The sequence below is a fragment of the Armatimonadota bacterium genome (assembly GCA_031081585.1).
Lineage (GTDB): Bacteria > Sysuimicrobiota > Sysuimicrobiia > Sysuimicrobiales > Humicultoraceae > Geohabitans > Geohabitans tengchongensis.
The window spans coordinates 1-24,982 of the sequence record JAVHLY010000014.1; the positions used below are offsets into that span (position 1 = coordinate 1).

Consider the following 24,982-nt stretch of genomic DNA (forward strand, 5'->3'; position numbering starts at 1 on the left):
CCCAGGGCCACGCCCACCGCCCCGGCGCGCACCATGGGAGCGATGCGATCCAGCGTCATGTTGCCCACCGCCACCGCCCTGAGCTGCGGGTACGGCCCCAGCAGCGCCCGCAGGTAGTCGGGCCCCAGCAGGCCGGCCGGGAAGAGCTTCTGGAGGTCGATGCCCGAGCGCAGCGCCAGCCCCACCTCCGTCGGCGTCGTCACGCCCGGCAGGTAGAGCGCATCAGCTCGTCGCGCCTCCTCAGCCACATCGGGAAACCACCCGGGGGAGACGAGGTACTGCGCGCCGGCCTGCAGGGCCCGCTGCGCCTCCTCGACGGTGACGATGGTGCCCGCCCCCACCCGCAGGTGGGGCGCATAGGTCTCGCTGAGCCAGCCCAGCAGGTCGAAGGCGCCCCGTTCCACCGTGACCTCGACGAAGCGGACCCCGGCGCGGAGGAGCGCATCGACGATGGTCGCCACGCCGCCCCGGTCGAAACCCCGCAGGATGGCCAGCAGCCCGTCGGCCAGCAGTTCCTCCCGCAGCACGGCCGCCGTCGGCCGGTCCGCTCCGGTCAGCGGGGCGCCTCCTCGGGCACGATGCCGTGACGCCGGAGGAAACTGGTCCACGCGTCGGCCACGGCGTCGACGATCTGCTGGAGCCATCGCTCGCCCTTCTCCCGGCTGGCCCGGGTGGCGTCGCCGAACACCCCTGTCTGTGCCAGATCCCCCATGCTGGTGACCGTCTTCCCATAGTCGGGGGGAATCGGAGGGTAGTCGCGGACCGCCCGATCCAGGTGGACCAGGTCCGGGCGCACCGCAAGCATCAAGGAGGTCTCGACCTCCTCGGCGTGTAGCTCGTACGCCCCCAGCCAGAGCGGGCTCTCCGCTTCCTGGACCGCCTGCCCCCACCCCAGGCAGGTGCCGTAGAGGACGGCCACGCGGGAGCTGTCGGCCAGGTCGCGCACGACGTACTTCAGCGGCGCCTGGTTCGCGCCGTGCCCGCTCAGGATGAGCATGGCCCGCACCCCCCCGCGCTCCAGACTCCGAACGATATCCTCGATCAGCCGGGCGAAGGTGGCGGTGCCGATCCAGGGCGAGCCGGGGAAGGTCCGCCAGACCCAGGAGTAGGTGATGGGCAGAGCCGGCAGCAGGTACCCCGCTGTGCGCTCGGCCACGCGGCGGCAGATCGCCTCCGCCAGGATCGTGTCGGTGGCCTGCGGCAGGTGCGGTCCGTGCTGCTCGGTGGCGCCCAGCGGGAGGATGGCCGCCGGCACGCGCGCCAGGTAGGCTCGGGCCTCCTCCCAGGTGGCGGTGGCGGCGTCGAGGAAGCGCGGCGTCATGGACGTTCCTGTGTGGAGGAGGACGGCGGGGTGGTCGACGGCTGCGTCTCCCCCCGGGCGTAGACGGCATGGGCCGTCTCCAGGTCGGCGCGGTACGCCGGCACCGTCCGCCACCACAGGTCCGAGAGCGACAGCCCCGTGAGCGTCCCGGGGGCGAGGGCCGCCAGGAAGATGGCCGGCTCGTGGAGGACCTCCGGCGGGTCGAGATCGGTCCGCGCCTCCGCAGGCAGGTGGGCGAAGAAGCCCGTATCCAGCTTCGTGAACGGACAGAGGCTGTTCACGTTGATACGGTGCGGGCGGAGTTCCTTGGCCAGCACATCGGTGAGCGCCTCCAGGGCGGCCTTGGAGGCGCAGTAGGCGGCGTCGCCCGCTTGGCCCATCCGCCACCAGCCGAGCAGGGAAGTGACGTTGATGATGTTCCCCCGCCGCCGGGCGCGCATGGAGGGAATCACGGCCTGGGCGCACAGGAAGGCCCCGGTGACGTTCACCCGCAGGATCCGCTCCCAGACCGCCAGGGGCAGGTCGCTGACCTGGCGGTGCTCCGAGTCCGTGACGCCCGCGTTGTTCACCAGGACGTCGATGGGGCCCAGGGTCTCCTCGGTCCGCCGGACGGCCCGGCGCACCTGCTCGGGGTCGGTGACGTCGGCGGCCAGGCCCAGGGCGACGCCGCCGCGCGCAGCAATCGCGGAGGCCGTGGCCTCCGCGCCGTCACCGCGCAGGTCCACGCCGGCCACCCGGGCCCCTTCGGCGGCGAACGCCAGTGCCAGGGAGCGTCCGATCCCGCTGGCCGTGCCGGTGATGAGGGCGACCTTCCCGGCCAGCCGTCCCGTCATCGTCTCACCGCCCCTCCGTCCGGTCCCCCGCCGTGCCGCCGTTCCTCATTGGACGGCCCCCAGCGTCAGCCCCTGCGTGATGTGGCGCTGGACGAGGAAGACCAGCCCAAACGCCGGGGCCATGGCGCCGGACGAGACCGCGCAGATCAGCGGCCAGTCGAAGGACATGGTCCCCGCCAGCGAGGCCACCAGCGCCGGCACGGTCTGGGCCTCGGTCGACGTAAGGATGAAGGCCAGGACGAACTCGTTCCACGAGAAGACGAAGATGAGGATCGCCACCGCCACGACCATGGGGAGCGCCGGAGGGATGACGGCGAAGCGCAGGACCTGCCATCGGGTCGCCCCGTCGACCAGAGCCGCCTCCTCCAGCTCCGGCGGCAGGTGTTCGAAGTACCGCATGAGCAGCCAGATGGCAAAGGGCAGGTTGAAGGCCAGGTGGGCCAGGGTGACGGCCAGCCGGGTGTCCAGCAACCCCAGGAGGCGCATCATCGTGTAGACGGGGACGACGACCCCGAAGGCCGGAGCCATGCGGGTGGAGAGGACCCAGAAGGCCAGGCGCTCCTTGCCCGGCCCCCGCAGCCGCGCCAGCGCGTAGGCCGTCGGCAACGCCAGCCCTAGGGCCACGACGATGTTGCTGGTCGCCACGAGGACGCTGGTGCCGAACGGCTGGAGGATCCCGGCGGTGAAGACCTTCTCCCACGCGTCCCAGGTCGGGGAGAAGAGCAGGCGCGGCGGCACGGCCAGCGCGTCCTGCCGGGTCTTGAACGACGAGAGCCACAGCCAGAGGAGCGGGAAGAGGATGAAGATCAGGTAGCCGACCAGGAAGGCGTAGAGGCCGAGGCGGGCCGCCTGGCGCTGAATCTGTGCGGCGACGTCGGCCGCGGCCTGGCGGGGCAGGGAGAGCACTGCGGCGCGTCCGGCGCCGGCGGGATCAGACCGCATCGCGGGTCCGCTGGATGAGGGCACTGGCCCCCGCGACCGTGAGGAGCATCATGAACACCGCCAGCGCGGCCGCCTGGCCCAGGTCGAAGTAGGTGAAGCCGATCTTCCACCCCAGGATGGTCAGCGTCTGCGTGGCGGTGCCCGGACCGCCCTGCGTCATGACGAAGATGACGTCGAAGGTGTTGAGGGCATCCAGCACGCGCAGGATGAGCGCGACCACCAGCACGCCGCGCAGCAGCGGGAGGGTGATCAGGCGCAGCGTTGTCCAGAAGCCCGCCCCGTCGATCCGGGCGGCCTCGTAGAGGAACGGGGGGATGGCCTGCAGCCCGGCCAGCAGAATGAGGAACATGAAGGAGGTCTTGCTCCAGATGTCCGCCACGACCACGGCCGCCATGGCCAGGCGTGGCGTGCCCAGGGGCGCCACCCCGATCCCCAGGCGGGGGAGGAGGAAGGCCCCGATGACGCCCACGTCGCTGCTGAAGAGGAACTTCCAGGCGAACCCGGCCACCACGGGCGGGACGATCAGCGGCAGCGTCAAGAGCGTGCGCATCAGCCCGCGCCCCCGCAGCGCCTCGGTGAGCGCCAGCGCCAGGGCCAGCCCCAAGCCAAGGCTGATCGCGGTCGAGGCGGTGACGAAGATCAACGTCGTCACGAGCGCCTCCCGGAAGCCGGGCGAGCGCAGGAGCAGCCGGAAGTTGTCCAGCCCCACGAACCCTCCGGGGGCCTGCACCTGGAGCCCCTGGGTGCTCATCCACAGCAGGTAGAGCCCCGGGAAGAGCGTGACCGCCGCGAGGGCCAGGATGCCCGGGGCCAGCAGGGGGAGCCACTCTCGCTCCGGGGCGCGGTGGAGGGCGGCCGGCTGTACGCTCATCGCATCCTCCAGGGCCGCCGGCGGGGGCGGGGAGCGCTCCCCGCCCCCCCGTGTCCTAGCGGTAGTACCCCGCCCGGAACATGCGCTCGAGGGCGAAGGTCTGGAGGTCGGCCAGCACGTCGTCGATCTTCGCCCCGGCGATGGCCCGCGACGCCGCCGTGCCGATCTTATCCATGAACTCGTTGAGCTCGGGGAAGTAGGGGAAGTAGAAGGGGTCCGACTTGAGGATGGCGTCCTCCCACACCTTCAACTCCTCTCGCCCCCACGTCTCTACGAGGGTCGGGCTGTACATCAGCGACGGCATGGTCACCCACGGGAACTTGGTCCGCCTGGAGAACTCCTCCATCGCCTTCTTGCCGGTCAGGTAGGCCAGGGTCTGCCAGGCCTCCTCCTTGTTGCGCGAGAAGCGGCTGAGCCCCAGCGAGAAGGTCCAGAAGGACTGGATCATCTTCCCCGACGGCCCGATGGGCGAGGGGGCCAGGCGGCTCTCCGTCCGCACCTCCGGGATCTTGCTGCCCAGGCGCGCCGGGTAGGCGTTGATGGCCGAGGGGAGCATGACGGCGGCCTTGCCCTGGTCCCAGAGGTTGAGCATGTCCACCCAGGTGTGCGTGGAGGCGGCCGGCGAGCCGTAGTTCCGCAGCAGGGTGACGAAGGCCGTGAAGCCCGGCTTGAAGTCGCCGGTGAAGATCGGCTTGGCCTTCCGGCGGCGGATCTCGGCCGCCGTGCGCGGTCCGCCCTCGAACCAGGCGGGGTAGCCGGCGTAGGCGTAGACGAAGCCGAGCAGGTCGAGGCTGGGTTCCTCCCCGGGGGCCCCGCGCATCGTCAGCGGGAACATGTCCACCTTCTCCTGCTGGAAGCGCTCCTTGAGCGTGCGCAGCGTGGCCTCGAGCTGCTGGGTCGTGCGGGGCGGCGTCAGGCCGTAGCGGCGGAAGATGTCCCGACGGTACATCAGGCCGGGGCCGAACGAGTAGTAGGGGAGGCCGTAGAGCACGCCGTCGACGCGGTTGGCCTCGAGGTACTTGGGGTAGATGTCCTTCAGGCTGACGTACTTCGACGGGCTGCGGCGCATCCACCGTTCCAGGTCTTCCAGCAGCCCGGCATACCCGTAGGTCTGCACCGCACCGTCGCTGCCCAGCAGGACGACGTCGTAGCGACCGGTTCGCGACATCAGGTCCGTCAGGACCTTCTGGCGGACGGCCAGCTCGTCGCCCCACTCGATCTGGATGGTGGCGCCGACCTCCCGCTCCAGGGCGCGGAGCGCCTCGGTGCGTTCGGTCCCCTTCGGCCCGAAGAGCTCGGGCCAGGCGAAGCCCTGGGCGAAGGCAATCACGCGGACGGTCTTCGTACGCTGCAGCGCGATGGCCGGCCACCGGTGGGCGGTGCTCACGCCGGCCAGGGCGCCGGCCACGCCGGCGCCGACCTTCAGGAATGTGCGGCGGGTGACCTTCCCGCCTCCGTGTGCCTCCTCGACCCTCTCGTCATGCGACACCGTTCTCCCCTCCCTTCCTGGTCCGGTCGTGATCGTGCGGCCCCCGCCTGCGCGGGGGGAGCGCCGGAGGCATCACTCTGTGCCGGATCGCACCATGGCGGGGCCACCCGGCGCCGGAGCTGCCGCGGCGAGGGTCGCCAGCCCGTGGGCGGTCTCGCGGAGCCGGTGGTAGAGACCCCGGTAAAGGCCATAGACGCGGTCGTAGGCTTGCTGCGCCTGCGGATCGGGTGCGACGAGACCCTGGAAGTGCACCATGGCGCCACAGGCGGCGGCGAAGTCCCGGTGGACGCCTGTGGCCACGGCGGCGATGATCGTCGCCCCCAGGGCTGAGGCATCGTGCTCGGCCAACAGCTCCATCGGCGTTCCCAGCACGTCGGCCAGCACCCGCGCCCACAGCGGGCTGCGAGCACCGCCTCCGCCCAGCCGGATGTGCGTGGCGCGCTGTCCCAGCTCGGCGAACTGCTCGAACGCTTCCCGGAAGTTGAATGCCACCCCCTCCAGCACGGCGCGGGTGACCTCTCGCCGCCCGTGGGTGGAGGTGGCGCCCACCAGGGCGGCACGGGCATGCGGGTCGGCGTGGGGCGTGGCCGCGCCGTCGAGGAAGGGCAGGAAGAGCAACCCGCCGCTCCCCGGGGGGACCTCCGCCGCCTCGGTCAGGAGGTGGTCCAGCTCGCCCCCGATCAGCCCGGCCAGCCAGGTGAGGCAGTGGCCGGCGGTCATGACCAGCCCGTGCCAGAAGTAGGCTCCCGGCAGCGGGGCGGCCATGGCCCAGACGCCGTCCGCCGTGGTGATGGGGATGCCGGCCATGGCCAGGGCGATCTGTCCCGCCGTCCCGACCATGATGCACCCTACCCCCGGGCTGATGACCCCGGTCCCCGCCGTGATCGCGGCCATGTCTCCTGCACCGGCCACGACGGGCACGCCGGGAGGTAGCCCCAGCACCTGGGCCTGGGCGTCGACCAGGGGGCCGATGACCGTCGGGGACTCCACGACCTCCGGGAGCAGATGAGCCGGGAGCCCCAAACGGTGGAGGAGCGCAGCGTGCCAGGCACGACGATGCAGGTCGAGCATGAGCGTCGCGGCAGCGTCGGTCACGTCCGTCGCGGCGCGCCCGGTGAGCCGGTAGGCCAGGAAGTCTTTGGGGGCCAGCACGACGCGGGTCTGGTCGATCGTCCCCGGCTCATGGCGGAGGAGCCACAGGAGCTTGGCCGCGGTGTGGATGGGGCCGGCCCGGCCCAGCGCCCCTTGCGCCAGTAGGTCGCCGGCGCGGGCATTGATCTCCTCGGCCTCCTCCGCGGCACGCCGGTCGAGCCAGATGATGGCCGGGCGGAGGACCTGTCCCCGGCTATCGAGCAGGACGACCCCGTTCACCTGGCCGGCTAGGCCGATGGCCGCCACCGAGACCCTGCCGCGCGATCCCGCGCTCGCCCGGGCCAGGGCCTCCCGGACCGCCTCCACCGTCGCCTGCCACCAGGTCTCTGGGTCCTGTTCCGCCCGTCCCTCAGCCAACCAGGTGACCGTGTAGGGGCGAGCGGCCCGCCCGCGGATCTCCCCTCGCGGGGTGACCGCCAGCACCTTGACCGCGGACGTCCCCAGGTCGATGCCGAGGAGGAACGTGTCGGTGGCCTCGGCGCTCACGTCTCCTCCCCTGCCAGGAAGCGGCGCGGGTTGTGGATGAGCAGATCGTCGATGACGCCGTCGGGCAGGCCGGCCTCGCGCAGCCGGGGGACGAAGCGGGTGAGCACGTAGTCCAGGCCGGGACCGCCGCCGTAGCTCACCCAGTAGGACGGGCGGCCCAGGTCGTTGCCCAGCAGGATGCGCTGACCCCATCCCGCCTCGACCATCGTGCGGATGAGCTCGACGCGGGCGGCATCGGTGCCGTACTTGGCCTTGCCGGCGCAGTCGTACCCCAGGTAGGCGCCCGCCCGGGCCACCGACGCGTGGACCACGGGGTCGGGGAGGCGATCCATGTGGCTCAGGCAGATGCGGTGGGGCACCACCCCGTGCTCGACGAGGTACGCCACCTGCTCGGGCCCCATGGTGCCGCCCGTCGTGTGCGTGATCAGTGGGGCGCCTGTCTCGCGGTGGGCCGCCGCCGCCAGGCGCAGGAGCTTCCGCCCGGCCTCGTCGAGGCAGTTGTACTCCGTGCCGGCCTTGATGACGGCCGCGCGAATGGAGGTGCGGCCGATCCCCTCCGTCAGCTCCCGGACCAGGAGGCGCACCGTCGCCGCTTCGTCGAGTTCGTAGACCCAGCGGCCCATGTACCAGGGCCGGTTGAAGCCGGTCGTGACCAGCACGTGCACCTGGGGAACGCGCTCGGCGATGCGCCGCACGGCTTCGACGTCCCGCCCGAAGTCCGCAGCGGTCATCTCGATCAGGGTGCGGCCGCCGGCGGCTGCCCAGCGGGCCAGCTCCTCGGCGCTGCGCCGCTCGTCGCGCAGGGCGAAGTCGGGATCCAGGCGGTGGAGCCAGGCCGGGGGATCGACGTAGAGGTGCTCGTGGTAGTCCACAACGCCGAGGTCGGTCACGGCTACGTCGCCCAGGACGGTGGGGAGCGTCCGCGGCATCGCTCAGGCGCCGGACCGCGGGAGGCGCGCCACCGCCGTCGGCTGCGGATGGACAGGGGGCGGGCTGTAGCCGATGTCGGCCGAGATCGCCCGGGCGGTGGCCACCACGCGCCCGGCCAACGGGCTCCCCTCCAGGGGCCAGGGCATCCGGTCGGCGGGCCCGGCGACGCTCACGGCGGCCACGGCGGCGCCCTCATGGTTGAAGACCGGCGCGGCGATGCAGCGGACCGAGACTTCCCGTTCGCCCCGGTCGACGGCGTAGCCCAGCCGCCGCACGGCCTCGAGCTCCCGGCCGAGCCGCCGAGGGTCGGTGATGGTGTACGGCGTCAGGCGCCGAAGGGGGACGCGCTGCAGGTAGGTCTCCAGCGTCCCCGGGGGCGAGAAGGCCAGGAGCGCTTTGCCCAGGCCGGTGCAGTAGGCCGGCAGCATCGCGCCCACGCGGGACTTCATGTAGGCGACGGGGAAGCGGGAGAGGACCCGCTCGATGTACACCACCTGCAGGTCTTCGAAGACGGCCAGCTGGACAGACTCGCCGCTCTCATTCCGCAGGGCCACCAGGTGAGGCAGGGCCCGCGTGCGCAGGTCGAGGTGGGCCAGGAATGCATTCCCGACCACGAACGCCTTCACGCCCACCCGGTAGCGACCGTCGCGCTGCTCGACGAACCCGTGCCGAGTGAGGGTGCGCAGGAGCCGGTGGGCCGTCCCTTTCGGCAGCGCGGTCCGGGCCGCCAGGTCGGACAGGGACAACCCCTCGGCACCGCCCCTCAGGGCCTCCAGTAGGTGGAGGGCCCGGCTCAACGACTTGACCTCATCCACTCGCGGGTGTTTCATAATGCGGACCTTGATCCAAATAATGGAACCAACGACGTTTTCGCGGGTACCCCGTCCATCCCCTCCCGTATGAGCTCTTACGATGCGGCGATCCTTGAGGGGAGCCCGGAGGCGGAGGAGCAAATTGGGGTTCATGAAGGCCGTGATGAACCTGATACTGCAGGGGCGGTGGCTTCCGGGTGCCTGCGGCCGCGGGGTCACCCCCGCGAGTTTCTGGCCATCGGTCGGTGGGAGAGCCTGGAAGAACTGCAGATCCTGATGGGGAACCCTGCGGTGGATGAACGCATCGCCTCGATGTTCGACGGCGCGCCCCAGGTCACCATCTGGGCGGAGGCCGGCTGGAAGGGGTACTGAGCCGGGATCACCGCTCGCCGTCGCCCAGGTAGGCGCCCTGGGCTTTGAGGATCCGGGTCACCTCGGTGAAGAGCTCCGGCCGGCGGACTACCTCGGCGGGGGTGCAGCGGCGCCTGGCACAGACCGCCGCCGTCACCCCGGCCGCCTGGCCCATCGCCATGGTGGTGGGGACGACCCGCGCCGACCCCGCCGCTTCCGAAGTGGCGGAGAAGGCGCGCGAGGCCACCAGCAGGTTGTCCACCCCGCGCGGAATGAGCGTCCGCAGCGGGATCCCGTAGACGTAGCGCACCGGCGGGTAGGGGTTCACCCACCCCGGGACGTAGGGGTGGATGTCGATGGGGTAAGAGGCGACGGCGATGCGGTCGGGGAAGGGCCGGCCGGCGATGATGTCCTCGGCGGTGAGGGTGTAGCGGCCGCCCATGTGCCGGGTCTCCCGGATGTAGAGCATCGGCGCGTGGTCGACGAGCTCGGCCTGGGCGAAGCCCGGCACGTGCTCGCGCAGGTGGGCGACCACGTGGGGCAGTTCGCGCCGCGCCCTGGCCATCCCCTGCTCGACCGACGCCGGCACCAGGCCGTTCACGTGGAAGATCTGCAGGGCGTTGATGAGGACGGTGCCGTCCCGCTGGAGCGCCAGGTTGAGGCCGAGCAGCGCCACGTCGGGCTGGCTGGGCCGGTAGCGCCGTCCCACCTCACCGTAGCCCCAGGCAGCCTTCCCATTGACGCCCCAGGCGGCCGGCTCCGCCCCGGTCGCCTTGCGCCGGGTGAGGTCGGCGACGAGCGCGGCCCAGTCCACGCCGCGCACGCGGAAGATCAGGGTGGCCGCCTGCATCCACACCGCGCCGTCGGGGCCGGGCCGACCCAGCACCACCGGCACCCCCGCCGCTGCGGCAACGTCGGCGTCGTCGGTGGCGTCGATGACCTGCCGGGCGCGCACGGTGAGGGTGCGGCGCCAGTCACGGTCGTCGAACTCCGCCCCGAGCAGTCGCGTCCCGTCCTGCAGGAGGCGCCGCAGCGGGGCGTTGGTGGTGGAGCCGACGAGCGGCTCCCGGTAGACCGCCCAGGTGAGCTTCTCCACCGCCTCCTCCAGGTCGAAGCTCAGGCCGAGCTGCTGGTAGTACTCCCAGAAGATGCCGCGGGTGAGGTGGGCGCCGTCGGGCGTCAGGTTCATGTCGAAGGTGGTGAGCCAGGCCCAGGTGATGACGCCGCCCATCTTGGGGAGGGCCTCGACGAGGTGCACCCGGCTGCCGGCGCGCGCGGCCGCCGCGGCGGCGGCGATCCCCGCCGGCGTGGCGCCGACCACCAGCACGTCAACGGTGATGGTCCGCGGCGGCGCGGCCGCCAGCGGCGTCGCCAGCAGGAGCAGCGCCGCGCACAGCCCCAGGGGGCGGTGGACCCGGACGGACCGGCACACGCCTATCAAGTTTTGCACCGAGAGGCGCGAGGCCCTTCAGCGCCGTCCCGGGATCGGATCGGCGGTCTCATCCGGCTCCGGACACAGCGACCCCGGTGCCGCTGTTGGTCAGCGCACCGATCCGCCCGGCGTGGGTGCCGTGCCGTTGTCGTCCTCGGCGTTGCTGTCGTTGTTCACGAAGTCCCGCTGCGCGACGACGGCCGGCAGGTCCTCGTGGCTGTTGTCCACCCCGGTGTCCACCACGGCGATCCGCACGCCGTGCTGCCCGTCGTCGTGTCCCAGGCGGCATAGGCCTCCACCTTCCCCCAGGCCTACGGGAGCACGCACCCGTGCCGCCGGGCCGACAGCGGACGCTGCAGCCAGCCCCCCTGCAGAGTGCCGCTCCGCCGAAGGAGCCTCGGCCGGGCGCGTCGTACTGTGCGGGCGCCATGAGCACTCTTCTCGCCCTGCACGGCACCGCGCTGCTCGTGTGGCTCCCTGCCATCGGCAACCTGGTCCTGGCCCTCCTAGCCGGCCTGGCGGCCCTGGCGGGGCGGCGCACGCTCCCGGCGCTCTTCTGGGCCGCCCTGCTGGTCCTGCTCGCCCTGCTGGCCGTGCAGGCTGCCGTCGGTCTGGCGCTCGTGGCCGGTGGGGCGCGGCCGCGCACGGCGCTCCACCTGCTCTACGGCGTGCTGGTCGCCGTGGGGGCTGTGGTGCAGTACGGGTTGCGTCCCGGCGGCTGGCTGCGGCGACGCGCGGTAGGCGAGCCCTTCCGCGAAGCGCGCGTCATGGCGCTCGTCTGCCTCACGGAAGGTGCGCTGATCCTGCGGGCCTGGATGACGGGAGCCTTCGGACGTTAGCGGCGCCCGCGCTCCCCGGGTGCCTCCGGAGTTCCCACGGAGTTTCGCCCACGACCGCGCGGCGCCGCACGGTAAATTGACCCACTGGGACCCCTCCGGTAGAATGGACCGAGCCCTAGCGACCGTCGGAGGTCCACATGCCGGTCCTCGCCTGGCTGATCGCGGCGGCCTTCGCGGTAGCCGGTCTCCTCCCCATCCTGCGCAGCGCCCTGCGACAGCCCACTGTCTGGGTCCTCGTGGCGGTCGGAGGGCTGACCTCCTTCATCACCCAATGGGCCGGCCGTGCCCTCTGGGCGCCCGTCGCTGTCACCTTCGGCATCCCCGACGTCGGCACCGGGCTGGTCATCCACCTCTTCGTCCTGGCCGCGCTCGGTGAGGCGCTCAAGATCGCTCCCGTGCTGGTCCTCGGCCATGCCCAGCCTACTCCGGCGGACGAGTGGTTCGTCTACGGTGCGTCCGTGGGCGCGGGGTTCGGGCTCGTCGGTGCGCAGCTCATCATCGCGCTCACCCTGGCCGCCAGCACGCTGCCGGTCAGCTCGGTCGGCTCGGCGGTCCTGGCGGTGGCGCTGCGCCTCTTCCCAGTCCTGGCCCACACCGCCACCACGGCCTGGCTCGCCTGGGCCACCGCGCGCGGCCGCTTCGGCGCCACCTTCCTCGTCGTCGTCCTGGCCCAGACGGCGCTCGGCCTGGTCGAGCGCGGGGCGGGGGCGCTGGGCCTGCCGGTGGGCGGGCTCCTCCTGGCAGCGCTGGCCGCGGCCCTCTACGCCTACGTCTGTCTCCTGCCTGTCCCGACGGGGAACCGCGGCGTGCGGCTCCTGCCCGACTGAGCCTGCGGTCGTGCGCATCGCCATCCTCTCCGACGTCCATGCCAACCTGGAGGCGCTGGAGGCGACGCTGGGGGATGCCCGCCGGCGCGGGTGCGAGCGCATCGTCTGCCTGGGGGACTTCGTCGGGTACGGGCCCAGCCCCAACGAGTGCGTCGACCGCCTGCGGCCGCTCGTCGACGGACGCGCGGTGGCAGGGAACCACGACTGGGCCGCGGTGGGCAAGGTGGACATCACCTACTTCAACCCCTACGCCCAGGAGGCCATTCGCTGGACCCAGCAGGCCCTGCGCCCCGGCGTGCGGGACTACCTGACGGCGCTGCCCCACGAGTGGGTGGCGGACGGCACTGTGCCCTTCCTGGCGGTGCACGGCAGTCCCCGGGATCCCATCCAGGAGTACGTGCTGGACCAGGCCACGGCCGAGGAGAACTTCCGCGAGCGCTCCTTCGCCGTGGCCTTCGTGGGCCACACGCACGTGCCGGCGCTCTTCCTGGCCCGGGGCGAGACGGTGGGGGCGGCGCCCTTCCCGGTCGACACCCCCGTCGTCCTGCAGCCGGGGGTGCGCTACCTGATCAACGTGGGGAGCGTGGGGCAGCCGCGCGACGGCGACCCGCGGGCGGCGTACGTCCTGCTGGACAGCGAGGGGCCTGCGGTCATCCTCATCCGGGTAGAGTACCCGATCGAGGTCACACAGGAGCGGATGCGCGCCGTGGGCCTGCCGGAGGTGCTGGCCGAGCGGCTGCGCTACGGTCGGTGAGCGCAGGAAGGAGGACCGGGATGCCCACGACCGACGGGGCCGCGGCGACGCGGCGGATCACCATCGACGACCTGCTGCGGCTGCGCTGGGTGAGCGACCCGGCGGTGGCGCCCGACGGGACGGCGGTGGCCTTCACGCTGACCCGCATCGAGACCCCGTCGCCGCCCGCGGACGGCGGCAGGCCCGAGCCCCCCGACTACGTCTCGCACCTCTACCTGGTCCACCCCGGCGGGTGCGAGGCGGTGCCCTTCACCCAGGGGCGGCAGCGCGACCACACGCCGCGCTGGTCGCCGGACGGCAGCCGCATCGCCTTCCTGTCGGACCGTCCCACGGGCACTCCGCCGCCCGGCAGCCGGCGGCCGCGCCACCTCTGGGTGATCCCCGCGACGGGCGGCGAGGCGCGCCGCGTCACCGCGGCCGACTACGATCCCCAGGATCCGGTGTGGGCGCCGGACGGGCAGGCGCTGGCCTTCGTCGGCAAGGTCCCCTGCGCTGAAGAGCCGCGCAGCGCCGTGCGGGTCATCACCCGCCTGCGCTACAAGATGGACGGCGAGGGGTTCTGGGACGGACGCTACCGCCAGATCTTTGTGGTGCCGGCGGACGGCGGGGAGGCGCGTGCCGTCACCGGCGGCGACTACGACCACCGCGACCCGGCGTGGTCGCCCGACGGGCGGTGGCTGGCCTTCGTGGCCAACCGCTCGCCAGACGTCGACCTCACCAACGTCACCGACGTGTGGGTGGTGCCGGCCGCGGGTGGGGAGCCGCGGCGCCTCACCCCGTCGCTGGGGCCGTGCGCGCTGCCCGCCTGGTCGCCCGACGGCCGCCGCATCGCCTACATCGGCCACGACAACAGCCACATGACGGCGACGAGCCCGCAGCTGTGGGTGGTGGAGGTGGCGGGCGGCCCGCCCCGCAACCTCACCGGCCCGCTGGACCGCTACGTCGGCCACCACATCCTCACCGACATGCGGGCCCACCCCGTCCCCGGCCGCCCGGTATGGTCCCCCGACGGCCGCTTCCTTTTCTGCCTGATCGGGCTCGGCCCCACCTGCCAGGTGGCCGCCGTCTCCCTGGAGGACGGCGTCGTGCACTTCCTCACCGAGGGCGACCACGAGATCTTCCAGTACGCCCTCGACCCGGCGTGCCGACAGCTCGTCGTGGCGCTCTCCGACGTCGTGACGCCCGGCGACCTCTGGCTGGCCGACCTGGGTACGGTGGACGGGGCGGCGCGGCCGGCCCGCGCCTCCTGGCGGCGCCTCACCGACGTCAACCGCCAGGTGCTGGCGGACGTGGCGCTGAGCCGTCCGGAGCGGTTCGAGTACGAGGGCGCCGACGGCTGGCGTGTGGAGGGGTGGGTGTTGCCGCCCGTGGAGCGCCAGCCCGGCCGCCGCTACCCCACCATCCTGCAGATCCACGGCGGCCCGCACGCCGCCTACGGGTACGGGTTCTTCCACGAGTTCCAGGTGCTGGCCGCCGAAGGGTTCGCGGTGGTCTACACCAACCCGCGCGGCAGCCAGGGCTACGGCCAGACCTTCGCCGCGGCCACCCGGCACGACTGGGGCGGCAAGGACTACGAGGACATCATGCGGGGCGTGGACGCCGCCCTGGCCCGCTTCCCCTACCTCGACCCGGAGCGCCTGGGCGTGGCGGGGGGCTCCTACGGTGGCTTCATGACGAACTGGATCATCGGCCACACCGACCGCTTCAAGGCCGCGGTGACGATGCGCTCCATCGCCAACCACACCAGCCAGTGGGGGACGAGCGACCTGGCCTACATGAAGGGGATGTGGGAGTTCCCCGGCGACCTGTGGGAGGCGCCGACCTTCTACTGGGAGCGCTCGCCGCTGGCCTACGTCGACCGCATCACCACGCCGCTGCTCATCCTCCACGCCGAGGAGGACTACCGCTGCCCCATCGGCGAGGCGGAGCAGCTCTTCGCCGCCCTGAAGAAGCAGGGGAAGGCGGTCGTCTTCGTCCGCTTCCCCGAGGAGAGCCACGACCTCACGCGCAAGGGCAAGCCCCACCACCGCCTGGAGCACCTCCGGTGGGTCGTGCGCTGGTTCGCCGACCACCTGGGCCGCGAGCCGGTGCCCGCCCCGGTGCGCGAGCTGGCCGGGACGCCGGGGATGGAGGCGGGATCGGTACAGGGATGACCCGCCTCTACACCCGGACCGGGGACGCCGGCGAGACCGGCCTCATCGGCGGGCGCCGCGTCCCCAAGGACGACCCGCGGGTGGAGGCCTACGGTACGCTCGACGAGTTGAACTCCGCCATCGGCGCGGCGCGGGCCTTTCTCGGAGATGCCCCGCCCGCGGTGACGCGCGCGCTGGAGCAGGTGCAGCACCGCCTCTTCGCCCTGGGGGCGGAGATCGCCGCACCGGATCCGGCCGCCGCAGGCGTGCGCCCCTGCACGGCGGACGACGTCGGCGCGCTGGAGCACCTGATCGACGCGGTGCAGGCGGAGCTGCCCGCGCTGCGGGTCTTCATCCTGCCCGGCGGGAGCCCGGCTGGCAGCCTGCTCCACGTGGCCCGCACCGTGGCCCGGCGGGCCGAACGGCGCGTCGTGGCCCTGGCGCGCGCGGAGCCCCTGAACCCGGAGGTCCTCCGCTACCTGAACCGCCTCTCCGACCTGCTCTTCGTGCTGGCCCGCGCCGTCAACCAGGCGGCGGGACGGCCGGAGACGCCCTGGGACAAGGACGCGGGCTAGTATGCGCAGGCCGCCAGCGCGGCATCGACCGGGGCTCTCCACATCGGCCGCGCTTGTGGGATCTGGGGATCTCTTCCGTGACGCGCACCGGTTGACCGAACACGTGATGTAGCCTATCCTAAACATAGTCCGTAGCCTGGAGCTTACATTGCGCGTCATCGACCTCACCGCCCAGAGCGCCCTGCACGTCCGCTTCGACCCCAGCCCCGTCTACGACTTCCTGGCGGCGCTGTACCTGGTGCGCCACTGGACGCCGGAGCGCGGCTTCGACGTCGACCCGGCGTGGGTGCGCGCGGCCCGCCGCGCCCTGGGGCCACGGCTGATGGCGGACGCGGGACTCCTCCTGCCGCCGCGCAGCCCCGTGCTGGGGGTGCTGGCCGTCCTCGAGGAGACGCCGGGGCTGTCGGTGCGCGCGGCCCTGCGGCGCCTGCGGCAGCTCTCCCCGCCGTCCCTGGTGGAGCGGATGCTGGGCGGGCCTACCGCCGTGCGCCCGCTGCTGCCGCCGTTGCGCCAGGCCATCCAGGGCGACCGCGCCGCGCTGGAGGCGGTGGTGGCCGCCTTCCCCCGGGAGTACGACCCGGACGCGGTGCGCCGGCTGCTCGCCGCCGGCCCGGCGGCGGTGCACGCGCGGCTGCTGCGCCTCCTGCGCGCCTTCTACACGCGGGTCTACGCCCGGGAGGAGGCGCGCGTGGCGCCGCTGCTGGCCGCGGACGTGGCGGCGCGGCAGGCCCTCGCCGGCGTGCTGGCCCCGGCCGACCTGGTGGAGCGGGTGACGGGCGGTTTCGTCATCGCGCCGGGGACGGGGATCGCCCAGGTGCTGCTGGCGCCCACCTACTTTTTCCGCCCGTACAACCTCCTCACCGAGTACCACGGGGTGCGCGTCTTCATCTACCCCATCGAGCTCCCCGACGGCCGCGAGCGGGAGGCCCGCCCGCCGCAGGAGCTGGTGCGGCTGTACAAGGCGCTGGCCGACGAGACCCGCCTGCGCATCCTCCGCCTGCTCAGCGAGCGCGAGATGTACGTGCAGGAGATCGCCAACGCCCTCGGCGTCTCCCACGTCACCGCCCTGCACCACCTGGCCCAGCTGCGGGCCGCCCACCTGGTGCAGGCGGTGGAGCGGGACAACCTCCGCTACTACCGCCTGCGGCCGGAGGCGGTGCGGGAGGCAGAGCGGCGCTGGTGGGACTTCCTGCACGCGGAGGCGGTGCAATGACCGTGCCCCCGGGGCCTTCGCTGGAGCTGGAGGTGCTCACCGTCGAGCAGGCTGCCGAGTACCTGCAGATCCACCGGGCCACCCTCTACCGGTACATCCGCGAGGGACTGCTCCCCGCCGTGCGGCTGGGCAAGGTGTACCGCCTGCTGCGGTCGGACGTAGAGGCGTTCCTCCAGGCGCGCCGGGTGGGCGGGCCGGGAGCGGAGGCGCCCCGATGATCGCGCTGGCCCGCACGCGCACCTTCAGCGCCTTCCGCTGGCGCAACTTCCGCCTCTACTGGACGGGGGCGATCGTCTCCCTGGTGGGGACGTGGGCCCAGAGCACGGCGCAGGCCTACCTGGTGTGGGAGCTGACGCGCTCTCCGTTGGCCACGAGCCTGCCGATGTTCTTCTTCACGCTGCCGAGCACGTTCCTGGCCCTCCTGGGCGGGGTGGTGGCGGACCGGCTGGACCGCCGGCGCCTGCTGCTGGTCACGCAGGGGCTCTTCATGGTCTCCGCCGGCGTGCTCACGGCGCTGACCTGGCTCGGGGCGCTGCGGGTGGAGCACGTCTACCTGCTGGCGTTCGCGAACGGCGTGCTCATGGCGGTGGACGCGCCCACCCGCCACTCCCTCATCCCCCGGCTGGTCGCCCCCGAGGACGTGCCCAACGCCGTCGGCCTGAACTCGCTCGTGTGGAACGCCTCGCGCATCGTCGGGCCGCCCGTCGGCGGGCTCCTGTACGCCGCCGCCGGGCCCGAGGCCGCCTTCCTCCTCAACACCGTGAGCTACGGGGCCATCCTCTACGCGCTGGCCATCATGGACGTCCCCGGTGAATCCAACGGTGCGGTGCGCGCCACCGTCTGGTCGGACCTGCGCGCGGGGCTGACCTACGTCTGGGAGACGCGCCTGGTGCGCACGGTCATACTGGCCGTGGCGGTGATGGGCACCTTCGGCTTCAGCTACCTGGTGCTCATGCCGGTGATGGCCTCCCGCGTGCTGGGCGGCGGGCCGGCCGAGAACGGCGTCCTGCTGGGGATGGTGGGCGTGGGCGCCACCCTCGGCGCCCTCACCGTGGCCCACCTGGGGCGGCCGGCCCAGCCGGGGCGCCGCCTGCTGGCCACGGGCACGGTGGCCGGTGCCGCCCTGGTGGGCTTCGCCTTCTCGCGGCTCTTCGCCCTCTCCGCGCTGTGCGCCCTGGCCACCGGGGCAGGGATCATCGCCTTCCTCTCCTCCGCCAACGCCACGGTGCAGCTCACCGCCCCGGATGCGCTCCGCGGGCGGGTGATGAGCGTCTACTCGTTGGCCCTCATCGGCAGCGGTCCCCTCAACAGCCTGCTCTCGGGCGCGCTGGGCGACCTGCTGGGCGCGCCCCGGGCGATCGCCCTCACCGGGCTCGTCATCGTGGTGGCCGTGGCGCTGCTGGTGCAGGCCCCGGGCGGCATGGCCGCTACGCCCGCACCGACCTCCGCCCGGCCGGACCCGCGAGACCGGGCCCCCTCCCACCCCGCCGCCTGACCCCCGGGTCCCGGGGAGCCTCCCTGACCCCACCGGTCGGGGCAGGAGGAGTTCCGCCGCCTCCCGCCGAAAGCCTCCGTGCCCGGCGAAAAATCTGACAGGTGAATCACTTGTCACATTCTCTCCGACCTTTCCGTCGAGGTCCCGGGGCGCCGCCGCCGCAGGCGCGGGGTCGGCGGACGCGCCAGCGCCTGCTGGCGGCCGCCGAGGCGGCCTTCGGTAGCCGGGGGTACTTCGCCGCGTCGGTGGCCGACATCACGCGACGCGCCCGGGTAGCCCAGGGCACCTTCTACCTGTACTTCCCCAGCAAGCGGGCCATCTTCGAAGAGCTCGTGCGCCAGCTCAGCCACGACCTGCGCCGCACCATCCAGCAGCGGGTGGCGGGGCTGACTGATCGGCGCCAGGTCGAGCGGGAGGGCTTCCTGGCGTTCTTCCACTTCATCCGGCGACACCGGGCCATGTACCGCATCATCCGCCAGGCCGAACTGGTCCACCCGGCCATCTACCGCTGGTACTACCGGAGGATCGCCGAGGGGTACGCCCGGGGCCTGCGCACCGCCATGGCGCAGGGGCAGATCCGGCCGCTCGACCCCGAGGTCCTGGCCTACTGCCTGATGGGCATCGGGGATTTCCTGGGGATGCGATGGGTCCTCTGGGAGCGGCGGGCGCCGCCCCCCCGGGTCGTGGAGGCGATGATGGCGTTCGTGCTGAGGGGAATGGACGCATCTGCGCCCGGGCGATCCGCCGCCGGCGGGGTGCCCGGGCGCGCCGCCGCGCGCGCGCGATGAGCGAGGTCCGACTGACGGCGATCAACACGTACTTCCCGGCGGGATACCAGCCTGCCGCCGCCATTGCCGCCGCCAGCGGCATTCCCGAAGCGGTGATCACGGCTAAGTTCGGCCTGACCGGCAAGCACGTGGCCGGGACCGACGAGCACGTCTCCGACCTGGCCATCCGGGCCGCTCGGCCCCTGGTGGACGGCCGGGGCGAGGTGGACGCGGTCATCTACTTCGGCAGCGCCCACAAGGACTACTACCTGTGGGCCGTGGCCCCGAAGATCCAGCACGCCCTGGGCCTCCACCGCGCCTTCGCCCTGGAGCTGATGGCGACCAGCGCGTGCGGTCCGATCGCCCTGAAGGTGGCACGGGACATGCTGCTGGCCGACCGGCGCCTGCGGGGGATCCTCCTGGTGGGCGCTTCGCGGGAGTCCTCCATCATCGACTACCGCAATGGCCGCTCGCGGTTCGCCTTCACCTTCGCCGACGGGGCAGCGGCGGCCCTCCTCCGGCGCGGTCCGGGGGCGGGGCACCGCGTGCTGGCCTCGGCCATCCTGACCGACGGGGCGTTCGCCGACGACGTGATGGTCCCGGCCGGCGGGTCGGTGTTGCCGCCCTCCCACGAGACGGTGGAGCGGGGCCTGCACCACCTCGACGTCCCGGACCCGCAGGGGATGAAGGCCCGCCTCGACCCGGTCTCCCTGGGCCGCTTCGTCGAGGTGGTCCGCCGGGCCCTGGAAGGGAGCGGGGCGGCGCTGGCCGACCTCGACTTCCTGGCCGTGCTCCATCTCAAGCGCTCCATGCACCGGGCGCTCCTCCAGGCGCTGGGGTTGGAGCCGCATCAGTCCGTCTACCTGGAGCGCTTCGGGCACATGTCCGCCATCGACCCCCTGGTGGCGCTGGCCGAAGGGGAGCGGCTGGGCCGGCTCCGGCCGGGCCACCTGGCGGTGGCGCTCAGTGCCGGGACGGGGTACACGTGGGCCGCGACGGCCATCCGGTGGTGAGGCCGATGCAGGAGACACACGAGCACAGCGGCGGGCTCCAGGCCCCCCAGGGGTGGCCCGACTGGGGGATCTGGCACTGGCTGGAGCGGCGGCGGGACCTCTGTCCGCACAAGACGGCGATGGTGGACCGCGACCGGCGGGTTGCCTATGCCGAGCTGCAGGCCCGAGTCGCCGCCGTCGCCGGAGGGCTGCGCGGGCTCGGCATTCGACGGGGCGACCGCGTGGCCATCCTCTCCCTGAACCGACTGGAGTACGTGGAGCTCCTCTTCGCCGCCGCCCGCCTAGGCGCCATGCTGGTGCCACTGAACTGGCGGCTCACCTCCCCTGAGCTGGCCTTCCAGGTGAGCGACAGCCGCCCCCGGGTGCTGGTCGTGGACCCGGCGCTCGCCGACCTGGCGGAGGCGCTGCGCCGCAGGCCGGAGGCCGCGGCGGTGGAGCAGGTGGTGTGCCTCCCCGACGTCTCCGGCACCGGCCAGGCGGGCTTGCCGGCGGCTGTGCCCTACGAGACGCTGCTCTCCGCCGGCCCTGCCGCGCCCGAAGGCGCGAGCGGCGACCCCCTGCTCATCCTCTACACCTCCGGCACCACCGGCCGGCCCAAGGGGGCGGTCCTGGTCCAGGCCACCCAGTTCTGGAACAGCGTGAACATCGGCACGGCGCTCAGCCTGGTCGCCGGTGACGTCACCCTGAACGTCCTGCCCATGTTCCACAGCGGCGGCCTGGGGCTGCTCACCCTCCCCTCGCTGCACCTGGGGGCGACCGCCGTGCTGCTGCCGCGGTTCGAGCCCGCGGCCGTCGTCCGGGCGCTGGCCGAAGAGCAGGTCACGGCGATGTTTGCCGTCCCGGCGATCTACCAGGCCCTGCTGGAGGACGAAGGGTTCCGCCGGCTGGACCTCCGCCGGGTGCGGTTCTCCTGCGGCGGCGCGCCCTGTCCCCTGCGGGTGATCGAGGCCTTCCGCGAGCGCGGCGTGCTCTTCCAGCAGGGGTACGGGCTCACGGAGACCGCGCCCACGCTGACCCTCGTCCCGGCCGCCGACGCCTTCCGCAAGGCGGGGTCGGTGGGCAAGGCGGCGCTGCACGCCGAGCTGCGCGTCGTGGACGAGGAGGGCCGCGATGTCCCGCCGGGCGTGGTCGGGGAAGTCTGGGCCCGCGGGCCCAACCTCTTCGCCGGGTACTGGGACTGCCCGGAGGCGACCCGGGAGGTCTTCGTCGACGGCTGGTTCCGGACGGGCGACCTGGGCCGGCTGGACGAGGAAGGGTTCCTCTACATCGTGGACCGGCGCAAGGACATGATCATCTCCGGTGGCGAGAACATCTACCCCGCCGAGGTGGAGGCGGTCCTCTACCAACACCCGGCGGTCCTCGACGCCGCGGTCATCCCCTCGCCCCACCCCCGCTGGGGCGAGGTGCCGCTGGCGGTGGTGGTGCTGCGGCCCGGGCAGACCCTTACCGCCGAGGAGCTGTTCACTTTCTGTACCCCGCACCTGGCCCGGTACAAGATCCCGCGGTCGCTCGTGGTGGTGGACGAGCTGCCGCGCAACGCCGCCGGCAAGGTGCTCAAGCGCGTGCTGCGCGAACGGTTCGCGGCGGGCTGACCGTGCCGTACGCCCACCTGAACGGCATCCGGCTCTACTACGAGGAGGAGGGGAGCGGCCCCCCGCTGCTCCTGCTGGAGGGCCTGGGCTATGCGCTGTGGATGTGGTTCCGCCAGCGGCCGGCCCTGCGCCAGCACTTCCGCCTCGTCCTGCCCGACACCCGTGGCGTCGGTCTCTCGGAGGCGCCCCCGGGCCCCTACACCATCGACCTCTTCGCCTCCGACGCGGTCGCCCTGCTGGACCACCTGGAGATTCCCCGGGCGCACGTCCTGGGGGTCTCCATGGGAGGGATGGTCGCGATGGCACTGGCGCTGCACTACCCCGAACGCGTGGAGCGTCTCGTCCTGGTGAACACCACCGCCGGCGGCCCGGAGGCGGTGCCGATGCCGCCGGAGACGCTGCAGGCGCTCCTGGCGGCGCGCGCCCTGCCGCCGCGGGACGGGTTGCGCGCGGCCATGGCGCTCGCCTTCGCCACCGGGTACATGGCAGCGCACCCGGAGGAGGTCGAGCAGATCCTGGACTGGCGCCTCGCCCGTCCCCAGTCCCCCGAGGCGTGGGCGTGGCAGTTTCAGGCCGGCCAGGCCTTCGACCTCTCCGCGCACCTCCGCGAGATCCGCCACCCCACCCTGGTGGTGGCGGGCTCGGCGGACCGGGTCCTGCCGGTGGCCAACGCCGCCCTGCTGGCTGACCGGCTGCCGCACGCGCGGCTCCGGGTCTTCGAGGGCGGCGGGCATCTCGTCTTCATCGAGCAGGCCGAGGCCTTCAACCGGCTGGTCGTGGACTTCCTCCGGGGGGCGCCGGTGGAGGCGTCGCCGGCCGGGGAGGAGGGCTGACATGGCGCTCTTGCCGGGGGTGGTCTCCGAGGTCATCCAGACGCGCCGACTCCGTACCCACGTCCTGCGCACGGCCCGGATGGGCGGCGCGCCGGTGGTATTTGTCGACGGGAACATCTCCACGGCGCGCTTCTGGGAGGAGATCCTGGCGACGCTGCCCGCGCCCTGGTCGGGCATCGCCATGGATCTGCGCGGGTACGGCGGATCGGAACTCCGACCGGTGGACGCGACTCGCGGGCTGCGCGATTTCGCCGACGACCTGGCAGCGCTCCTGGAAGCGCTTGCCGTCGAGCGGCCACACCTGGTCGGGTGGTCGCTGGGGGCGGGAGTGGTGATGCAATACGCGCTGGACCACCCCGGTGGTGTCGCCTCCCTGACCCTGGAGGCGCCGCTGTCGCCCTATGGCTTCGGCGGCACCAGAGACGAGGCCGGAACGCCCTGCTGGCCCGACTACGCCGGCTCGGGCGGGGGGACGGCGAACCCGGAGTTCGTCCGGCGCCTGCGCGAAGGTGACCGGACTGACGAGAGCCCCTTCTCCCCCCGCAACGTCATGCGCGCCTTCTACGTCAAGCCGCCGTTTCGGCCCGCGCCCGAGCGGGAGGAGATCCTCGTCGCGGAGGTCCTCACCACCGCCGTGGGCGATGACAACTACCCGGGGGACGTGACGCCTTCCCCCCACTGGCCACACGTGGCCCCCGGCCGACGGGGCGTGAACAACGCGATGTCGCCCGCTTACTGCAACCTGAGCGGGTTCGCCCGCCTCACGCCCAAGCCGCCCGTCCTCTGGATCCGGGGAGCCGACGACCAGATCGTCTCCGATACGTCCTTGTTCGACTTCGGGTACCTGGGCCGGATCGGGGCCGTACCGGGGTGGCCGGGCGAGGAGGTCTTCCCGCCGCAACCGATGGTCAGCCAGACTCGGGCGGTCCTGGACGCCTACCGGCGCGACGGCGGCTCGGTTGCGGAGGAGGTCTTCCCCGACTGCGGGCACTCTCCGCACCTCGAGGACCCCGAGCGGTTTCGGTCCCTGCTGGTGGCCTTCGTGTCGGCGGCCACCACCTGACGGCCGTGGAGCCGGCACACACGGGAAGGAGCGAAAGGGGGAGAGCCATGAGACGTGGAGGGCGATGGTGGGTTCCGGGAGTGGCGCTGGTGGCACTGCTGGCGGTGCTGGCACCGGCAGCAGCGCAGCGGGCGGGGCCGGTCCGGCTGGGGGCCATCATCCCGCTGAGCGGTCCCGAGGGCGTGAGCGGGCAGGCGATGCAGAAGGGCTACCAGCTCGCCCTGGAGGAGGTCAACGGCCGCGGGGGAGTGCTGGGCCGTCCCCTCGAGCTCATCGTGGAGGACGACAAAGGCGACCCGCCCACCGGCGCGGCCGTCTTCCAGAAGCTCGTCACGCGCGACCGCATCGACATCCTCATCGGCGGCCTGCAGTCCGCGGTGACCATCGCGGTCGTCAGCCAAGTCCTCCGCCAGCCGATCCTCATGGCCTGGACGGGCGCGGCCTTCTCAGGTATCGAGCGGGACCTGGTCAAGGACGCCGACTGGTTCTTCCACTACCACCCGTGGGACTACCACAACACCGACTCGCTCTTCCGGTTCATCAAGTCCACCGGGGCGAAGACGGTGGCGGTGGCCCACGAGGACGGGCCCTTCGGCGCGGGGTCCATCGACGCGATCCGGGCCTTCGCCCGCAACTACGGAGTGGAGGTGACCTTCATCGACGCCTTCAAGAGCGGCACGCCGGACCTGACCCCGCTGCTCACCAAGGCCAAGGGCGCCAATGCCGATGTCTTCGTCTTCATCAGCTTCGCCCAGGACGTGGTCCCCATCGTGACGCAGGCCCGCCAGGTCGGGTTCGCGCCCAAGCTGATGATCGGCACACCCCCCTCCTGGCCGATCGGCTACGAGCGCCTGGCGGCCGGCAACAACGTGGCCGGGCTGGCGCTGTGGACCCCCGAGAACCGCCACCCGGCCTCGCAGCGCTTCGTCAGCCGCTGGCGCGAGAAGTTCCGCGAAGAACCGACTTCCTACTGGGGCCCGCTGGCCTACACCAACGTGGTGACGGTGGCCGACGCGGTCAACCGTGCCGGCACCGCCGACCGGGCGGCGGTGACGCGGGCGCTGGCGGCGACGGACTACGAGGGGCCGATCGGCCGGCGGCTGACCTTCAAGCGGTCGCTGGTGGGCCGCTACCAGGGGTTCACCAGCCTGATCGCCTTCCAGTGGCGGGACGGCAAGCAGGTCACCGTGTGGCCCGAGGAGATCGCCGGCGGGCGGCTGCAGTACCCGGTGGGGTACGGCCGCTGACCCACGGCCGCGG

Annotated in this window: 26 protein-coding genes; 15 read left to right on the forward strand and 11 right to left on the reverse strand. The window is 72.7% G+C overall.

The window, feature by feature from the left end; translation table 11 throughout:
• The 9 genes from RB146_07070 to RB146_07110 all read right to left on the reverse strand — a co-directional run.
• Positions 1 to 527 (reverse strand): bifunctional 4-hydroxy-2-oxoglutarate aldolase/2-dehydro-3-deoxy-phosphogluconate aldolase (locus RB146_07070; protein ID MDQ7828738.1); only part of this gene is annotated, 527 nt, incomplete at its 3' end.
• Between the two features lie 26 nt (positions 528 to 553).
• The gene (locus tag RB146_07075) at positions 554 to 1,321 is read right to left on the reverse strand and encodes a creatininase family protein (GenBank protein ID MDQ7828739.1); all 768 of its coding nucleotides are present in this window, start codon (positions 1,319 to 1,321) and stop codon (positions 554 to 556) included.
• Entirely contained in the window at positions 1,318 to 2,154 is an 837-nt protein-coding gene (locus RB146_07080) for an SDR family oxidoreductase (protein ID MDQ7828740.1), read from the reverse strand. The genes RB146_07075 and RB146_07080 overlap by 4 nt, the downstream gene beginning before the upstream one ends.
• A 45-nt stretch (positions 2,155 to 2,199) precedes the next feature.
• A complete protein-coding gene (locus RB146_07085; GenBank protein ID MDQ7828741.1) occupies positions 2,200 to 3,096 on the reverse strand; it encodes a carbohydrate ABC transporter permease in 897 nt (298 codons plus the stop codon).
• Positions 3,086 to 3,967 carry a sugar ABC transporter permease gene (locus RB146_07090; GenBank protein MDQ7828742.1) on the reverse strand — a complete coding sequence of 294 codons (882 nt, stop codon included), beginning with the start codon at positions 3,965 to 3,967 and terminating at the stop codon, positions 3,086 to 3,088. The genes RB146_07085 and RB146_07090 overlap by 11 nt, the downstream gene beginning before the upstream one ends.
• 55 nt (positions 3,968 to 4,022) lie before the next feature.
• Positions 4,023 to 5,456 carry an extracellular solute-binding protein gene (locus RB146_07095; GenBank protein ID MDQ7828743.1) on the reverse strand — a complete coding sequence of 478 codons (1,434 nt, stop codon included), beginning with the start codon at positions 5,454 to 5,456 and terminating at the stop codon, positions 4,023 to 4,025.
• Between the two features lie 72 nt (positions 5,457 to 5,528).
• The gene (gene xylB / locus RB146_07100) at positions 5,529 to 7,094 is read right to left on the reverse strand and encodes a xylulokinase (GenBank protein MDQ7828744.1); all 1,566 of its coding nucleotides are present in this window, start codon (positions 7,092 to 7,094) and stop codon (positions 5,529 to 5,531) included.
• Positions 7,091 to 8,023 (reverse strand): hypothetical protein, encoded by a 933-nt coding sequence (locus RB146_07105; GenBank protein MDQ7828745.1) that lies wholly within the window; start codon positions 8,021 to 8,023, stop codon positions 7,091 to 7,093. Before RB146_07105 ends, xylB begins: the two co-directional genes overlap by 4 nt.
• A 3-nt stretch (positions 8,024 to 8,026) precedes the next feature.
• Positions 8,027 to 8,821 carry an IclR family transcriptional regulator gene (locus tag RB146_07110; protein ID MDQ7828746.1) on the reverse strand — a complete coding sequence of 265 codons (795 nt, stop codon included), beginning with the start codon at positions 8,819 to 8,821 and terminating at the stop codon, positions 8,027 to 8,029.
• A gap of 201 nt (positions 8,822 to 9,022) precedes the next feature.
• Here RB146_07110 and RB146_07115 point away from each other — a divergent pair, with 201 nt between their 5' ends.
• On the forward strand, positions 9,023 to 9,208 hold the full coding sequence (locus RB146_07115; GenBank protein MDQ7828747.1) for a hypothetical protein: 186 nt from the start codon (positions 9,023 to 9,025) through the stop codon (positions 9,206 to 9,208).
• Positions 9,209 to 9,215: 7 nt separating this feature from the next.
• On the opposite strand, the gene RB146_07120 is transcribed toward RB146_07115, so the two are convergent.
• Both RB146_07120 and RB146_07125 read right to left on the reverse strand, forming a co-directional pair.
• Positions 9,216 to 10,619, reverse strand: coding sequence for an FAD-dependent oxidoreductase (locus tag RB146_07120; protein MDQ7828748.1), 1,404 nt, complete (start codon positions 10,617 to 10,619; stop codon positions 9,216 to 9,218).
• A 108-nt stretch (positions 10,620 to 10,727) separates the two neighbouring features.
• Positions 10,728 to 10,874 carry a hypothetical protein gene (locus tag RB146_07125; GenBank protein ID MDQ7828749.1) on the reverse strand — a complete coding sequence of 49 codons (147 nt, stop codon included), beginning with the start codon at positions 10,872 to 10,874 and terminating at the stop codon, positions 10,728 to 10,730.
• 173 nt (positions 10,875 to 11,047) lie between these two features.
• Between RB146_07125 and RB146_07130 the strand changes: the two genes are divergently transcribed.
• The 14 genes from RB146_07130 (at position 11,048) to RB146_07195 (ending at position 24,969) form a co-directional block, all read left to right on the forward strand.
• On the forward strand, positions 11,048 to 11,458 hold the full coding sequence (locus tag RB146_07130) for a hypothetical protein (protein ID MDQ7828750.1): 411 nt from the start codon (positions 11,048 to 11,050) through the stop codon (positions 11,456 to 11,458).
• A gap of 137 nt (positions 11,459 to 11,595) precedes the next feature.
• On the forward strand, positions 11,596 to 12,285 hold the full coding sequence (locus RB146_07135) for a hypothetical protein (GenBank protein MDQ7828751.1): 690 nt from the start codon (positions 11,596 to 11,598) through the stop codon (positions 12,283 to 12,285).
• Between the two features lie 10 nt (positions 12,286 to 12,295).
• The gene (locus RB146_07140; GenBank protein ID MDQ7828752.1) at positions 12,296 to 13,039 is read left to right on the forward strand and encodes a metallophosphoesterase family protein; all 744 of its coding nucleotides are present in this window, start codon (positions 12,296 to 12,298) and stop codon (positions 13,037 to 13,039) included.
• Between the two features lie 20 nt (positions 13,040 to 13,059).
• Entirely contained in the window at positions 13,060 to 15,192 is a 2,133-nt protein-coding gene (locus RB146_07145) for a S9 family peptidase (protein ID MDQ7828753.1), read from the forward strand.
• Positions 15,189 to 15,746: a cob(I)yrinic acid a,c-diamide adenosyltransferase gene (locus RB146_07150; protein ID MDQ7828754.1), complete on the forward strand. Its 558-nt coding sequence runs from the start codon at positions 15,189 to 15,191 to the stop codon at positions 15,744 to 15,746. Before RB146_07145 ends, RB146_07150 begins: the two co-directional genes overlap by 4 nt.
• 148 nt (positions 15,747 to 15,894) lie before the next feature.
• Positions 15,895 to 16,959, forward strand: coding sequence for a metalloregulator ArsR/SmtB family transcription factor (locus RB146_07155; GenBank protein ID MDQ7828755.1), 1,065 nt, complete (start codon positions 15,895 to 15,897; stop codon positions 16,957 to 16,959).
• Complete coding sequence (locus tag RB146_07160) at positions 16,956 to 17,177, forward strand: helix-turn-helix domain-containing protein (protein ID MDQ7828756.1); 222 nt, start codon at positions 16,956 to 16,958, stop codon at positions 17,175 to 17,177. The genes RB146_07155 and RB146_07160 overlap by 4 nt, the downstream gene beginning before the upstream one ends.
• Positions 17,174 to 18,454, forward strand: coding sequence for an MFS transporter (locus tag RB146_07165; GenBank protein MDQ7828757.1), 1,281 nt, complete (start codon positions 17,174 to 17,176; stop codon positions 18,452 to 18,454). Before RB146_07160 ends, RB146_07165 begins: the two co-directional genes overlap by 4 nt.
• Before the next feature lie 110 nt (positions 18,455 to 18,564).
• The gene (locus tag RB146_07170) at positions 18,565 to 19,242 is read left to right on the forward strand and encodes a TetR/AcrR family transcriptional regulator (protein MDQ7828758.1); all 678 of its coding nucleotides are present in this window, start codon (positions 18,565 to 18,567) and stop codon (positions 19,240 to 19,242) included.
• The gene (locus RB146_07175) at positions 19,239 to 20,234 is read left to right on the forward strand and encodes a 3-oxoacyl-ACP synthase (protein ID MDQ7828759.1); all 996 of its coding nucleotides are present in this window, start codon (positions 19,239 to 19,241) and stop codon (positions 20,232 to 20,234) included. Before RB146_07170 ends, RB146_07175 begins: the two co-directional genes overlap by 4 nt.
• A gap of 5 nt (positions 20,235 to 20,239) precedes the next feature.
• Complete coding sequence (locus RB146_07180; protein ID MDQ7828760.1) at positions 20,240 to 21,826, forward strand: long-chain fatty acid--CoA ligase; 1,587 nt, start codon at positions 20,240 to 20,242, stop codon at positions 21,824 to 21,826.
• A 2-nt stretch (positions 21,827 to 21,828) separates the two neighbouring features.
• Positions 21,829 to 22,659, forward strand: coding sequence for an alpha/beta fold hydrolase (locus RB146_07185; GenBank protein MDQ7828761.1), 831 nt, complete (start codon positions 21,829 to 21,831; stop codon positions 22,657 to 22,659).
• A gap of 1 nt (position 22,660) precedes the next feature.
• Positions 22,661 to 23,722, forward strand: a complete 1,062-nt coding sequence (locus RB146_07190) for an alpha/beta fold hydrolase (protein ID MDQ7828762.1) — start codon at positions 22,661 to 22,663, stop codon at positions 23,720 to 23,722.
• An 80-nt stretch (positions 23,723 to 23,802) separates the two neighbouring features.
• Positions 23,803 to 24,969, forward strand: coding sequence for an ABC transporter substrate-binding protein (locus tag RB146_07195; GenBank protein ID MDQ7828763.1), 1,167 nt, complete (start codon positions 23,803 to 23,805; stop codon positions 24,967 to 24,969).
• The last annotated feature ends 13 nt before the right edge of the window (positions 24,970 to 24,982 follow it).

Excerpts from the sequence above, each read along its gene's own strand:
- RB146_07190 (MDQ7828762.1), top strand. The coding sequence starts at position 22,661 with ATGGCGCTCTTGCCGGGGGTGGTCTCCGAGGTCATCCAGACGCGCCGA.
- RB146_07080 (MDQ7828740.1), bottom strand. The coding sequence starts at position 2,154 with ATGACGGGACGGCTGGCCGGGAAGGTCGCCCTCATCACCGGCACGGCC.
- RB146_07175 (MDQ7828759.1), top strand. The coding sequence starts at position 19,239 with ATGAGCGAGGTCCGACTGACGGCGATCAACACGTACTTCCCGGCGGGA.
- RB146_07145 (MDQ7828753.1), top strand. The coding sequence starts at position 13,060 with ATGCCCACGACCGACGGGGCCGCGGCGACGCGGCGGATCACCATCGAC.
- RB146_07135 (MDQ7828751.1), top strand. The coding sequence starts at position 11,596 with ATGCCGGTCCTCGCCTGGCTGATCGCGGCGGCCTTCGCGGTAGCCGGT.
- RB146_07075 (MDQ7828739.1), bottom strand. The coding sequence starts at position 1,321 with ATGACGCCGCGCTTCCTCGACGCCGCCACCGCCACCTGGGAGGAGGCC.
- RB146_07085 (MDQ7828741.1), bottom strand. The coding sequence starts at position 3,096 with ATGCGGTCTGATCCCGCCGGCGCCGGACGCGCCGCAGTGCTCTCCCTG.
- RB146_07150 (MDQ7828754.1), top strand. The coding sequence starts at position 15,189 with ATGACCCGCCTCTACACCCGGACCGGGGACGCCGGCGAGACCGGCCTC.
- RB146_07165 (MDQ7828757.1), top strand. The coding sequence starts at position 17,174 with ATGATCGCGCTGGCCCGCACGCGCACCTTCAGCGCCTTCCGCTGGCGC.
- RB146_07105 (MDQ7828745.1), bottom strand. The coding sequence starts at position 8,023 with ATGCCGCGGACGCTCCCCACCGTCCTGGGCGACGTAGCCGTGACCGAC.
- RB146_07180 (MDQ7828760.1), top strand. The coding sequence starts at position 20,240 with ATGCAGGAGACACACGAGCACAGCGGCGGGCTCCAGGCCCCCCAGGGG.
- RB146_07130 (MDQ7828750.1), top strand. The coding sequence starts at position 11,048 with ATGAGCACTCTTCTCGCCCTGCACGGCACCGCGCTGCTCGTGTGGCTC.
- RB146_07160 (MDQ7828756.1), top strand. The coding sequence starts at position 16,956 with ATGACCGTGCCCCCGGGGCCTTCGCTGGAGCTGGAGGTGCTCACCGTC.
- RB146_07090 (MDQ7828742.1), bottom strand. The coding sequence starts at position 3,967 with ATGAGCGTACAGCCGGCCGCCCTCCACCGCGCCCCGGAGCGAGAGTGG.